Source organism: Citrobacter amalonaticus Y19 (genome assembly GCF_000981805.1).
In the GTDB taxonomy this organism is placed as follows: Bacteria; Pseudomonadota; Gammaproteobacteria; order Enterobacterales; family Enterobacteriaceae; genus Citrobacter_A; species Citrobacter_A amalonaticus_C.
The window spans coordinates 4,910,335-4,922,329 of the sequence record NZ_CP011132.1; the positions used below are offsets into that span (position 1 = coordinate 4,910,335).

14 protein-coding genes and 1 pseudogene are annotated in these 11,995 nt (G+C 52.1%); 5 read left to right on the plus strand and 10 right to left on the minus strand.

Going from position 1 to position 11,995, the window contains the following annotated elements; translation table 11 throughout:
* Positions 1-33: 33 nt before the first annotated feature.
* From yjcO to F384_RS22780, 5 genes and pseudogenes are all read right to left on the minus strand, one after another.
* Positions 34-723 carry a Sel1 family TPR-like repeat protein YjcO gene (gene yjcO, locus F384_RS22760; protein ID WP_046493990.1) on the minus strand — a complete coding sequence of 230 codons (690 nt, stop codon included), beginning with the start codon at positions 721-723 and terminating at the stop codon, positions 34-36.
* Between the two features lie 102 nt (positions 724-825).
* Positions 826-2,973, minus strand: a complete 2,148-nt coding sequence (gene fdhF, locus F384_RS22765; protein WP_080950017.1) for a formate dehydrogenase subunit alpha — start codon at positions 2,971-2,973, stop codon at positions 826-828.
* A 492-nt stretch (positions 2,974-3,465) separates the two neighbouring features.
* Complete coding sequence (locus tag F384_RS22775) at positions 3,466-4,218, minus strand: LacI family DNA-binding transcriptional regulator (protein ID WP_226991672.1); 753 nt, start codon at positions 4,216-4,218, stop codon at positions 3,466-3,468.
* Positions 4,219-4,308: 90 nt separating this feature from the next.
* A pseudogene (locus tag F384_RS30515) lies at positions 4,309-4,440 on the minus strand (LacI family DNA-binding transcriptional regulator); the annotation flags it as partial.
* A 25-nt stretch (positions 4,441-4,465) separates the two neighbouring features.
* On the minus strand, positions 4,466-5,407 hold the full coding sequence (locus F384_RS22780; protein ID WP_046493993.1) for an ROK family protein: 942 nt from the start codon (positions 5,405-5,407) through the stop codon (positions 4,466-4,468).
* Positions 5,408-5,608: 201 nt separating this feature from the next.
* Here F384_RS22780 and F384_RS22785 point away from each other — a divergent pair, with 201 nt between their 5' ends.
* The 5 genes from F384_RS22785 (at position 5,609) to yjdP (ending at position 9,490) form a co-directional block, all read left to right on the plus strand.
* Positions 5,609-5,944, plus strand: coding sequence for a PTS lactose/cellobiose transporter subunit IIA (locus F384_RS22785; protein WP_046493994.1), 336 nt, complete (start codon positions 5,609-5,611; stop codon positions 5,942-5,944).
* The gene (locus tag F384_RS22790) at positions 5,941-7,359 is read left to right on the plus strand and encodes a glycoside hydrolase family 1 protein (protein ID WP_046493995.1); all 1,419 of its coding nucleotides are present in this window, start codon (positions 5,941-5,943) and stop codon (positions 7,357-7,359) included. The genes F384_RS22785 and F384_RS22790 overlap by 4 nt, the downstream gene beginning before the upstream one ends.
* A gap of 11 nt (positions 7,360-7,370) precedes the next feature.
* Positions 7,371-8,681 carry a PTS sugar transporter subunit IIC gene (locus tag F384_RS22795; protein ID WP_046493996.1) on the plus strand — a complete coding sequence of 437 codons (1,311 nt, stop codon included), beginning with the start codon at positions 7,371-7,373 and terminating at the stop codon, positions 8,679-8,681.
* Positions 8,682-8,691: 10 nt separating this feature from the next.
* Positions 8,692-8,994: a PTS sugar transporter subunit IIB gene (locus tag F384_RS22800; RefSeq protein ID WP_046493997.1), complete on the plus strand. Its 303-nt coding sequence runs from the start codon at positions 8,692-8,694 to the stop codon at positions 8,992-8,994.
* Between the two features lie 166 nt (positions 8,995-9,160).
* Entirely contained in the window at positions 9,161-9,490 is a 330-nt protein-coding gene (yjdP, locus tag F384_RS22805; RefSeq protein ID WP_046493998.1) for a DDRRRQL repeat protein YjdP, read from the plus strand.
* Between the two features lie 77 nt (positions 9,491-9,567).
* Here the strand turns inward: yjdP and F384_RS22810 are convergent, their stop codons facing one another.
* From F384_RS22810 to phnN, 5 genes are all read right to left on the minus strand, one after another.
* Complete coding sequence (locus F384_RS22810) at positions 9,568-9,897, minus strand: low molecular weight protein tyrosine phosphatase family protein (protein ID WP_046493999.1); 330 nt, start codon at positions 9,895-9,897, stop codon at positions 9,568-9,570.
* Positions 9,869-10,120, minus strand: coding sequence for a hypothetical protein (locus F384_RS22815; RefSeq protein WP_046494000.1), 252 nt, complete (start codon positions 10,118-10,120; stop codon positions 9,869-9,871). The genes F384_RS22810 and F384_RS22815 overlap by 29 nt, the downstream gene beginning before the upstream one ends.
* Positions 10,121-10,208: 88 nt before the next feature.
* On the minus strand, positions 10,209-10,967 hold the full coding sequence (gene phnP / locus F384_RS22820) for a phosphonate metabolism protein PhnP (RefSeq protein ID WP_046494001.1): 759 nt from the start codon (positions 10,965-10,967) through the stop codon (positions 10,209-10,211).
* 52 nt (positions 10,968-11,019) lie between these two features.
* On the minus strand, positions 11,020-11,454 hold the full coding sequence (gene phnO / locus F384_RS22825) for an aminoalkylphosphonate N-acetyltransferase (protein ID WP_046494002.1): 435 nt from the start codon (positions 11,452-11,454) through the stop codon (positions 11,020-11,022).
* On the minus strand, positions 11,441-11,995 hold the full coding sequence (gene phnN, locus F384_RS22830) for a ribose 1,5-bisphosphokinase (RefSeq protein WP_046494003.1): 555 nt from the start codon (positions 11,993-11,995) through the stop codon (positions 11,441-11,443). The genes phnO and phnN overlap by 14 nt, the downstream gene beginning before the upstream one ends.

The following is an 11,995-nucleotide window of genomic DNA, read 5'->3' on the forward strand; positions in this document are numbered from 1 at the left end:
GTCATCAGGCAATCCGCCATCCGGCAATTCGATTCATCCGTTCGTCAACTTCTCAAACTCTTCGCAGCCGGTATCAAACCCTTCGGTGCAGCTCAGATTTAACCAGTGCAACGCCTTCTGTTTATTCTTCTCAATAAAGCCCTGTTCGCCGTTCAGAAACATCATTCCCGCCCAGTATTCGGAATATCCGGTGCGGGAGATGGCGGAGCTGCGTTTGAAGTACCAGGTTGCTTTATCATCGTCAGCCTGAATCCCGACGCCGTTGGCGTAGATCAGACCGAGCAACATCTGCGCATCAACGGCAACATCGCTCTCCAGATTTTCAGAGGCGTTTTGCAGCAGGGAGATGGCTTTCGGGTAATCGGGTTTACCGGCCTGAGTATTGACCAGAATTCGCGCCAGCGTAATTTCGCCCGCTTTACTACCCGCCCGGGCGGCCTTTTCCGCCAGCATTTTCGCTTCCGGGTAATCCAGACTGACCGGGTTAGTGATTTTAATTTGCGCCAGCAGCGCACAGGCATCCGCATCGCCATTGTCCGCGGATTTCTGTGCCCAGTATTCGGCTTTGCTCAAATCGCCGAAGCTAAACCAGCTGTCAGCAAGGTAGTATTGCGCGCGTTTGTCACCTGCCTCTGCGGCCTGCAAATACTGGCTTCCAGGCTCAGGATCGGCAGCACGGGCAAAGAATGTCATCAATAACATCAATGCAAGAAGTGGTTTCATTAGTAAGTTTTAATTAGGGTACGGAATCGACAGTATAAAGAGATCGTATGGATAAAAAAACAGCCTCCGGGAGGAGGCTGTTGAGATGCATCAACGTTGGGGTTAACCCATTGCGGTTTCGCGCAGACGGGCCTTCAGCTTGTTGTATTCATCAATCACGTACTGCTCGGCGGCGGATTGATCGGCAATCGGCTCCACGCGCACGGCGCAATACTTGTACTCCGGCGTTTTGGTAATCGGGCTTAAGTTCTCGGTCACCAACTCGTTACAGGCGCCAATCCACCACTGGTAGGTCATATAAATCGCCCCTTTGTTCGGGCGTTCGCTGACCTGCGCGCGGGTGATGATTTTGCCTTTGCGCGAGTGAACCCAGACCAGCGCTTCATCTTCGATGCCCAGACGCGCTGCGTCGGCGGCGTTGATTTGCGCATAGCCCGGTTCGTCCGCCAGCGCGGCCAGGGCCGCACAGTTACCGGTCATCGAACGACAGGAGTAGTGGCCGACTTCACGCACCGTTGACAGTACCATCGGGTACTCGTCGGTGAGTTTATCGATAGGCGCCACCCAGTCGCAGGTGAAGAACTGTGCCATGCCGTTCGGGGTATCAAACTTCTCTTTAAAGAGGTAAGACGTCCCCTGGTCGGCGTCCGACGTATCGCGGCAAGGCCACTGGATGTAACCCAGTTCACCCATCTTCTCATAAGTGGCACCGTAGAAATCCGGGCACAGATGACGCAACTCATCCCAGATCTCCTGGGTGTTGTTGTAGTGCATCGGATAGCTCATCCGGGTGGCAATTTCACTGATGATTTGCCAGTCCGTTTTCAGGTCCCACTTCGGCTCAACGGCTTTAAAGAAGCGCTGGAAACCACGGTCAGCGGCGGTAAAGACCCCTTCATGCTCGCCCCACGACGTCGACGGTAAAATAACATCCGCCGCCGAGGCGGTTTTGGTCATAAAGATGTCCTGCACGATGACCAGTTCCAGATCCTCAAAGCCTTTGCGCACCGCAGAGAGTTCCGCATCGGTTTGCAGCGGATCTTCACCCATGATGTATGCCGCACGCACTTCGCCATGCGCCGCACGGTGCGGCAGCTCGCTGATGCGATAGCCAGTGTGCGCAGGCAGACTGTCCACGCCCCAGGCTTTGGCGAATTTCTCGCGGTTGGCCGGTTCTTTCACATACTGATAGCCCGGATAGGTATCCGGCAGCGCACCCATATCGCACGCGCCCTGAACGTTGTTCTGGCCACGTACCGGGTTAACGCCCACGCTGGGCTTACCGAGGTTGCCGGTCAGCATCGCGAGGCTGGTCAGCGAGCGCACGGTTTCCACGCCCTGATAGAACTGGGTTACACCCATGCCCCACAGGATGGTCGCGTTTTTCGCCCCGGCATACATCCGCGCCGCCTGACGAATCTCACTCGCGCTGACGCCGGTTATCTCCTCGACGGACTCTGGCGTATAGCCTTCGACAATCTTGCGGTATTCTTCAAAGCCTTCCGTACGCGAGGCCACAAACGCCTGGTCGTACAGGTTTTCTTCAATAATGACATGGCCTATTGCATTCAACAGCGCGATATTCGAGCCGTTTCGCAGTGCGATGTGCATGTCGGCAATGCGCGCGGTTTCAATTTTGCGCGGATCGCAGACGATAATTTTCGCCCCGTTACGTTTCGCGTTAATCACATGATTCGCCACAATAGGGTGGGAATCCGCCGGGTTATACCCGAAGATAAACACTAAATCGGTGTTATCAATTTCGTTAATTGCATTACTCATTGCGCCGTTACCGACCGACTGGTGCAGACCTGCAACCGATGGGCCGTGTCAGACGCGAGCGCAGCAGTCAACGTTATTGGTACCAATAACGGCGCGCGCAAATTTTTGCATGATGTAGTTGGTTTCATTCCCGGTACCACGAGACGAGCCGGTCGTCTGGATGGCATCAGGGCCGTATTTCGCTTTGATGGCGCTCAGGCGCTCGGCGACGTAGTTCAGCGCTTCATCCCAGGAAACAGATTCCAGTTTGCCGCCACGCTGGCGACGAATCATTGGGGTTTTCAGGCGCGGGGTCAGGATCTGGGTATCGTTAATAAAATCCCAGCCGTAATAGCCCTTCAGACACAGGGTACCCTGATTGGTTTTCCCCTGCGCCGCCTCAGCCCGGACGATTTTGCCGTTATCGACCACCAGGTTTATCTTGCAACCTGATGCGCAATACGGGCAAACCGTGACGACTTTTTTCATCGGTCTCGCTCCAGTTAATCAAATCGCGCATACACGCTTGTCGCCCTGAGTATGCATCTTTTATGCCACATTTAAATTGGGGGCTTTCCCTGATATTACGGGTAATTTTTGGTCAAAACCCTGACGAAAAACAGGCTGTCGTCATATTTGACGTGACGAATCTGCGCGAATGACAACGGAGAGCGTGGCGGTTTGTCCGGGGGGGGTATGTTTCCCGCATAATTCGATGCGCATTTCCTGTGACTCAGTCCGGAGATAGCGTTACGGCTTGACGTTGGGTTGGGGAGTTCCACCCGGTTGTAGATGAGCAAGTGGGCCACTTACGATCTTAGCCGTGCGCACTGTGACATTGATTTATCGAACATAATGCCTGAGCCTGCTGTGATTACTCACTCATGAAGACACCGCGAATATCGCGGTTTTTTTTGATGAGGCAGGCGGTGCGTAGAGTCGATATTATCCGTAACGATAGGCTGTCTCTTTTATCTGAACTCAGCTACTGGCCCGTAACACCAGCTGTACTGGTAACAGAATATTTTCCACTCCGCAGGGGGCGACAAGTTGTTCCACTGCGCGTTTTCCCAGTGCCTCTTTGTCAATAGACAGTGTCGTTAATGCCGGTGTGATATGGCTGGATAACTCAATATCATCAAATCCGACAACAGCGATGTCTTCTGGCACGTTGAGTCCATTTTTCTGACAGTAATTCAGGGTCACCATGGCTGCTGCATCATTGTAACAAAACACGGCATCCGGAGGTTCTGGAAGGGACATCAGTTCATCCAGCGCATATTCGAGCGAGAGAGTCAGTTCTGTCAGGGCCGGTGCCGTAACCTCGTACTGAGGAGAGATCAACATACCGGCATCAAATAAGGCCTGACGGTATCCTCGCTCACGTTGTCGGATACTATAATGCGCCAGACTACCGGCCAGAAAAGCTATCCGTCGTCGCCCCTGTTTAATCAGGTGGTGTGTCAGCATCATACTGCCCTGATAATTATCCGGGTTAATACTGCACATACCAGGAATTGCATGATCTATCAGCACTATTGGCAGGGGCATTTTCCGTAACTCAGCCATGATTTCCGGCTCAATAAAACCCACACACAGCAGGGCATCAGGTGAATGCTGGATAACCTGTTGGGTCACATTATCGGTTGGCCCCATAGCAAGAAAACTGAGCGCAATATTACGTTCGCGACAGGCATCTTCCACAGCCAGCAGGACAGGGGAATAAAAATTCATTGCACTTGTTGTATTATGCTGTCGATGGAGAATGAAGAGGACCTTTTTAATTTTCTCGTCATGAAGACGTGAAAAATCATATCCCAGATCCTGAGCTGCCTGCAGTATACGCCGTCGGGTTTCCTCCCCCAGTCCGGGGCGGTGATTCAGCGCACGCGATACGGCCCCTGCCGAAACTCCCGCATGTTGTGCAATATCCCTTACTCTGACACTCTTCGACATTCCTGATCTTTCCTTGTTTGTGTATTCAAAATAATGTTCTGTTACCGGTTAACGCAGCCCTGTGCATATCACGTCCTAGCCAGGCTGCACCCCGTACGCCACTGCTGTCACCGTGCATGGCCGGAACAATGGGCGTTGAGCAGGAGGTGTTGAAAATATACTGGCTCACCTCATCGGTCAGTTCATTGAAGATGGCCGGCACCCGGGATAAACCGCCACCGACCACGATAATTTCCGGATCGTAAATGTTTATCACTGAGGCAAATGATCGGGCCAGTTGATCCCTGAACAATCTGAACAGAGATTTGGCTGTCGGGTCGCCTTGCGCAATGTGCGTAAATACACCCTGAGCATCCACCGGATACTGATTGCGCTGGTTAAACTGTCGGGCCAGGCCAGTACCGGAGATAAACGATTCTGTGCAGTTTAGCTGACCACAATAACATTTTACTGCCGCACCATCCCGTTGCGCATCATAATGCGGCAGGGGATTATGTCCCCATTCTCCGGCGTTGCCATTTCTTCCCCGCCAGAGTGTTTTCTTCATCGAAAGCCCACCTCCACATCCCGTCCCCAGAATGGCCCCGAAGACAATATCAGCCTGCGCCCCTGCACCGTCTATTGACTCCGATAAGGTGAAACAGTTGGCATCATTGTCCCAGGCAACTGACTGCTGGAGGGCGCGTTCCAGGTCTCGTATCAGTGGCTGTTGATTCAGAACCACAATATTGGAGTTCTTGATGAGTCTGGTTCCCGCATCCTCAGTGCCGGGCAAGCACAAACCAATGCTGACGGGATCCATGTAATCGTTTCGCAGGGTCTGAATAAAATCAACCAGCGAGGTCAGAAAGGCACGGTAGTCCGTTTTCACTGTGCTTATCCGCTGAGTGATGAGTGCCTTTCCTGTGGTATCCAGGATCACCGCTTCGGTTTTGGTTCCACCAATATCCAGTCCCATGCTTAACATTTGTCGTCTCCGGCTTTTAACATTTTACTAAACAAAAATATTTTTAACTATCCTATGTGCAATTACGTCAATTAAAAGCCAAAAAATGTACACAGGTGATGGTAATCACATAAATAGAATAACTAAAATTAAATGTTTTACTAAACAAGTTATCGAAGCATATCATCGATTAGAAAGCTAATGATTAATGCAGGAAGCAATATGAACGCTAATAATTTTGATTATGAACAGACAGTGATGTGCATCATTATCAACGCTGGCGCGTGTCGGAGTTACGCCATGCAGGCGCTTGCGCTGGCAAAGGCGGGGAACGCTGATGAGGCAATGCTCATGATGGAACAGGCAAATGATGCCCTGAAACAGGCACATGAGGTTCAGACGCAATTGATTGGTCTGGATGAAGGCGCAGGAAAAGTTCCGGTTCATCTGATTATGGTGCATGCCCAGGATCATCTGATGAATGCGATTTTGCTTAAAGACCTGTCCACTGAATTTATCGATATCTACCAGAAACTGTCAGCCCAGGAGGCGCGATGAAGATTCAAGCCCAGTTTATGGCGTTCCCGGATGATTTCTGGTGGGGTAGCGCCTGGTCTGCAGAGCAAGCGGAAGGCCGCGGCAATACCGGTAAAGGCCGTACCCAGTGGGATATGTCATGGGACAAATACTCACACCGCTTTTATCAGGGAATTAATACCGATACCACGACCGATTTTTTCCATCGTTACATCGATGATATCCAGCTCATGAAGCAAACCGGTCATAATTCATTCCGCCTGTCGATATCGTGGGCACGATTGTTCCCGCAGGGCATCGGAGATATCTGCCAGGAAGCTGTAACATTTTACCGGGCAATGTTAAGTGAGATGATGGCAAACGGTATTAAACCCTTTGCCAACCTGTATCACTTCGATATGCCGGAAGCCATGATGTTGATGGGCGGCTGGGAAAGCCGCGCCGTGATGGATGCTTATGTTCATTTCTGCGACACCTGTTTCAGGGAGTTTGGCGATCTGGTCTACCACTGGTTTACCTTTAACGAACCCCTTGGTCCCGTGCTGGGCGGTTATATGGAAGATTTCCATTATCCAAACGTTATCGACTTTAAACGCGGTGTACAGGTTGGCTTTAACACAATTCTGGCCAGTGCTCTCGCCATCAAAGCCTTTAAATGCCATCAGCTCAACAGCAAAATTGGCATTATTCTCAATCTCAGTCCGACTTACCCGCGAAGTGAAAATCCACTCGATGTGGAAGCGGCTGAATATGCTGATTTATTCTATAACCGCAGTTTTCTTGACCCGTCGATCAAAGGTTCGTTCCCGGGTAAGCTGGTCGAAACGCTACGAGAACACAATCTTCTGCCACTGTTTACCGAACAGGATCTGAACGATATTCGTGAAAACACCGTTCAGATCTTAGGCCTCAATTATTACGAACCTCGCCGGGTCAAGGCTCGTACCTCAGCAGTAAATCCCCGCTCTCCTTTTATGCCGGAATGGTATTTCGAAAGCTATGTCATGCCGGGCAGAAAATTTAACCCGCACAGGGGATGGGAAATTTACGAACAGGGGATTTATGACCTGTGTATCGATATCCGTGACAATTACGGCAATATCGAAGCCTTTATCTCTGAAAATGGAATGGGTGTCGCCAATGAAGAACGATTCACCCATGCGGGCCAGGTTCAAGACGACTATCGCATAGGGTTCATACAGAACCATCTGGCGTATCTGCATCAGGCAATAGCCGATGGATGCAATATTAAAGGTTACCACCTGTGGACCTTTATTGACTGCTGGTCATGGCTTAACGCCTACAAAAACCGTTATGGGCTGGTCAGCCTCAATATCAACACGCAGCAACGTACCATCAAAAAGAGCGGCGAGTTCTATCAGGCACTGAGCCAGCAGAATGGATTCTTTTTTAACGGGTTGTATGTGGATTTTTGAGGTCATAAGCTATGAAACTCCTTGATCAAGCTGTGAACATTGCCCAGCGAATAGGTGGGCAGGTGCACTTACGTTCATTACGTGATGCTTTTGCCACTCTGATGCCATTTTTTGTGCTGGCAGGTCTGATGGTGTTGATGAACAACACACTTATCAAACCGGATGGTATTTTGTCGGGATTCATCAGTAATGCACATCTTTTACACTGGCAGCAGGTGGGCAATTCCATCGTCAATGGCTCGCTGAACTTCATTTCGGTCCTGATTGCTGGAGCGATTGCTTACCATCTTTGTCAGAATAAGGGGTACGCCGATCCCATCGCTCCCGTTCTCCTTTCCATTGCTACCGTTGTGATTTTCATGCCAGAAAGCGTTCAGTTGACAGACACGCTGACACATAAAAGCGTCACGGTAACGGGCGGGATATCTTTTGCTTCCACTGGCTCTGCCGGGATGTTCGTCGGGATTTTAACGGGGCTGGTCGTGACGTCACTCTTTATTCGTCTGGCCGGAGCAAAAAAACTCCAGGTAAATATCAGTGGCAGTGCTATTCCGCCTGCGGTTATGCGCTCATTCAATACTCTCATTCCCATCATGCTCACCATGATTATCTTTGCACTGTTCTCCTTTGCGGTTCAAAGTCTCAGTGGGTTAGATGTTAACACCCTGATTGCCACGCTAATTCAAGAACCTCTGAAATCTGTCACGACCAGTCTGCCAGGATTTCTGCTGATAACGACGATAGCGAATCTGTTTTTTTCAGTGGGTATTCATCAGGGCGTGATTTCCGGCGCTTTGCTGGATCCCTTCCTGCTTAACAACATGCAGGAGAACACGCTGGCGTTTGCACAACATCAGGATATTCCGAATATTATCTGTATGGCATTTAAAGACACGTTCGGTGTTATGGGGGGATCCGGGAATACCATTGCGCTGTTGATTGCGATATACCTGTTCAGTCGCAAAGCTGATTATCGTGATATTGCCAAACTATCGACCGCTCCGTGTCTTTTTAATATCAGCGAGCCAATTATTTTTGGTCTGCCTATTGTGTTTAACCCAGCGTTAATTATTCCCTTCGTCCTGTCTCCGGTTATCAGCCTGACCACGGCCTATTATGCGACGGCATGGGGATTGATTAACCACGTTACGGTACAGATCCCCTGGACCACACCGCCGGTTATTTCCGGTTTTCTGGCCACAGGTGGCGACTGGAGAGCATCGGTCCTTCAGGTTCTGCTGATTGCCGTCACTATTTGCATCTATCTTCCTTTCCTTAAATTTGCTGAGCGCGTCGCGCAGGCGCAGGTAACATTATCCTGAGGGTAAAATTATGATTCACATTATGCTTGTTTGTAACGCCGGTATGTCGACCAGTATGCTGATGAATAAAATGATTGAGGCCGCGAAGCTTCAGGATGTTGACGCAGAAATATGGGCTATCCCTGACGCCAGACTGAATGAAGAGTGGAAAAAAGCGGATGTCATTCTGCTGGGGCCGCAGGTCAGTTATCTGAAGTCCCGGGTGGAGACGATCACGGCCGGGAATGTTCCTGTGGAAGCGATCCCGATGCTGGATTATGGCCGTATGAACGGTCCAGGGGTACTGACCATGGCGTTGCAGATGAAGCAATAACACCCGCCTCATCCAGCATGCAGGATACGCAGGTCTCCTGCATGCTCCTTCCATTCGTGTGGAGATTGCACCGGCACTTCGTCAGGCGTGAATTTGAGATTCCTCCGCTGGTTGCATCAGGTTGCGGTGACTAACGTAGAATCCGTCCCCTTTTGAGGCTGGTTTTATGAAACGCACCCCGACGCTCTTTTTATTCAGCCTGCTGTCGCTGGCGACCGTGCCGGCGCAGGCCGATATTATTGATGATGCCATCGGCAACATTCAGCAGGCGATCAACGATGCCTATAAGCCTGACAGCGGGCGGGATTACGAGGATTCGCGTGATGACAGTTGGCAGAACGACATGAGCGACGATCGCCGCAGACAGTATGACGACCGTCGCCGCCAGTTTGAGGACAGACGGCGTCAACTGGATGAACGCCAGCGCCAGCTCGATCGCGAGCGCCGCCAACTGGAAGATGAAGAGCGCCGAATGGAAGAGGACTATGAGCGTTAACACAGCCGTGCACTGGCGTATTTTGGCTGAATGGCCTTATCCATAAGGCCGGTTAACCCGTCTGATCGTGTGTGTATTTAGCGGCTGACCCCTAACTTTTCCGGGACGATCTCTTCCAGTAGCTGTACCAGTGCTGGATCCATATAACGGTAATCATCCGGGATATCGAGTACGTGAAGGCGTTTGTTTTCGAGGATACGGTGATATTCCGCCATCAACCGATTCTTGTGTTTCTGCTCCATCACACAGATGACATCGGCCCAGCGCAGTAAGTCTTGAGAGACCGTTTTTTTTGCATTTCGGCTGGTGCCCGCGGAACGAACATTAAGCGTGGAATAACGGCGGAACACCTGTTCCGCCGTGGGGCTTCGCCATTGATTACGACTGCATATGAAAAGAACGTTCATCGGCAAGCTGATACTCTTCCAGACCGCGTTTCGCTAACTGCCGGTTGGTGATACGTGGATACTCAATGCCCAATTGTGCGGCACGCAAGACTTTGTCAGAACGCGTGTAGAGCATCTTCCAGTTTTTTTCGCCACGAAAACGTAATTGCGCGGTGTGAACATCACGGGACTTATTGCGTCGCTTTTGCGCAATACGCCAGTCCCGTTTACGGGGTATTTCCATTGTTTTATCTCTCTCAGATTGATCGGGTTCAGCAGCCGCGATAATACGGAGAGAGCGAACGGTATGATTTTAGAGCATTTTCAGGACATTAATCCACCACAATCTGCATCCCGTCATAGCCCGCTTCAAATCCGGCCGGGAGCGGGTTATCCATCAGCCAGACGTCGAACTGGTGGCTGATATGGGTGAGGATCACCTGCGGGCAGCGAATCACCTCATTGAGCGCCATCACCGTGGTTAAATCACTGTGGTTGCGAGGGGGCTGGGGACGTGGCGGATGGCTACAGTCGATGACGATCGCCTGCGGCTGATTGTTGAGCAGAAAGGTGAGCGTTTTATCGGGCAGTCCGGCGGTGTCCGACAGCCACGCCACGCGGCTGTGCGCCGTCTCCAGCAGATAACCCAACGTCAGCTTTGAGTGATTCAGCGGCAGCGGTGTGACCTGTAATCCCTGTAACTCAAACACCACAAACGGCTCGACGGTGTGGCTAAAGTCCAGAATGCCGGGGTGCTTAAACAGATCGTCGCAACCCTGTTCGTCCGGCGGGCCGTACACCGGGATGGACGCCCCAACGCCCCAGCGCAGTGGAAACAATCCCTGTACGTGGTCCATGTGGTAGTGGGTGAGTAAAAACTGTCGAAAGCTGCCCGCCGGCCAGTCATCCATCAGGTGCGGTATGCCGGCATCCAGCAGTGTCACCGTATCGTTGAATTTGACCACGCCGCTACACGGGCGTCGGCGATACTGTTCCTGCAAACGTGCGCGACGACAGGCGGCGCAGTCGCAGCCAAACGCCGGCACCCCTTGCGCGCCGCCCGTGCCGCTTAGTGTAATGGTCAAACTCATCGTGACTCCCCTTGTCGTATCGTGCCGGATGGCGACGCGAGCACAACGTATCTCACAATACTTTCGTGAAACGAAAATGGCTCTGTTCGTAGCCTTCGCGCAGATAAAAACGGTGAGCGTCATGACGTTTCACGCTGGTGGAGAGTTCCGTCATCTCCGCTCCCGCCTCGCGGGCTTCCTGTTCCGCCCATGCCAGTAACTGGCTGCCGATTTTTAGCCCCCGCGCCTGCGGCATCACCACCAGTTCCTGAATCTCGCCAATCCAGTTGGCGTGATGTAAATGATACTGCAAATGCAGGCCAATCAACCCAACCGCCTGACCGTCAAGCAGCGCCAGCTGATAGCGCAGTCGGGCATCCTGCAGGTTCGCGATGAACCCGGCGCGAAAGGCCGGGTAATCAAACGTGGTTTGTTTCAGTTCGCAGATGAGCGCGTACACGGCCTCGGTGTCTTGCGCCGTGGCGCGACGAAGTTCACAGGCAGACATGGCGTGGCTCCTTGCGTCCCATTAACGTTAGCAGTGTATCGACGGACTGGCGCAAACTGCCGTCGTTATTTAACGTATGGCAGTCAAACGGGGCATAGCGGGCGGCGCGTTCAAGACGGGCGGCGATCTCCGTTTCGCTTTCTCGTCCTCGCGCCTGTAAGCGCTGGCGTAAAATGGTGGGGGAGACCTGCAAACAGACCGGCAGCAGCGCCGTTCCGTAGCGCGCCTGCGCCTGTGGGAGGTGCGCGCGCGAGCCGTTGACCACGACGTCGAAGCCGCCGTTGAGCCAGAGATCGATCTCCACGCCGACACCATAGTAAAAGCCGTTAGCATGCCAGCTTAGCGCCAGCAGGTTATGCCCGGCGCGGGTGAAAAACTCCTGTTCGCTCAGGGCAACATGATTCTCGTTCCCGGCGTTAGCCGCGCGGGTGATGTAACGATGCGCCACCAGCAGTTGCGCATGTTCCTGCTGACGGAGTGCCGTCAGCAAACTGTCCTTTCCGGAGCCGGACGGCCCCATCAGCCAGATCAGTTTTCCCAT

Coding starts and splice junctions, on each gene's coding strand:
- yjcO (WP_046493990.1), bottom strand. CDS start 723: ATGAAACCACTTCTTGCATTGATGTTATTGATGACATTCTTTGCCCGT.
- F384_RS22775 (WP_226991672.1), bottom strand. CDS start 4,218: ATGAATTTTTATTCCCCTGTCCTGCTGGCTGTGGAAGATGCCTGTCGC.
- F384_RS22780 (WP_046493993.1), bottom strand. CDS start 5,407: ATGTTAAGCATGGGACTGGATATTGGTGGAACCAAAACCGAAGCGGTG.
- F384_RS22785 (WP_046493994.1), top strand. CDS start 5,609: ATGAACGCTAATAATTTTGATTATGAACAGACAGTGATGTGCATCATT.
- F384_RS22790 (WP_046493995.1), top strand. CDS start 5,941: ATGAAGATTCAAGCCCAGTTTATGGCGTTCCCGGATGATTTCTGGTGG.
- F384_RS22795 (WP_046493996.1), top strand. CDS start 7,371: ATGAAACTCCTTGATCAAGCTGTGAACATTGCCCAGCGAATAGGTGGG.
- F384_RS22800 (WP_046493997.1), top strand. CDS start 8,692: ATGATTCACATTATGCTTGTTTGTAACGCCGGTATGTCGACCAGTATG.
- yjdP (WP_046493998.1), top strand. CDS start 9,161: ATGAAACGCACCCCGACGCTCTTTTTATTCAGCCTGCTGTCGCTGGCG.
- F384_RS22810 (WP_046493999.1), bottom strand. CDS start 9,897: ATGAACGTTCTTTTCATATGCAGTCGTAATCAATGGCGAAGCCCCACG.
- F384_RS22815 (WP_046494000.1), bottom strand. CDS start 10,120: ATGGAAATACCCCGTAAACGGGACTGGCGTATTGCGCAAAAGCGACGC.
- phnP (WP_046494001.1), bottom strand. CDS start 10,967: ATGAGTTTGACCATTACACTAAGCGGCACGGGCGGCGCGCAAGGGGTG.
- phnO (WP_046494002.1), bottom strand. CDS start 11,454: ATGTCTGCCTGTGAACTTCGTCGCGCCACGGCGCAAGACACCGAGGCC.
- phnN (WP_046494003.1), bottom strand. CDS start 11,995: ATGGGAAAACTGATCTGGCTGATGGGGCCGTCCGGCTCCGGAAAGGAC.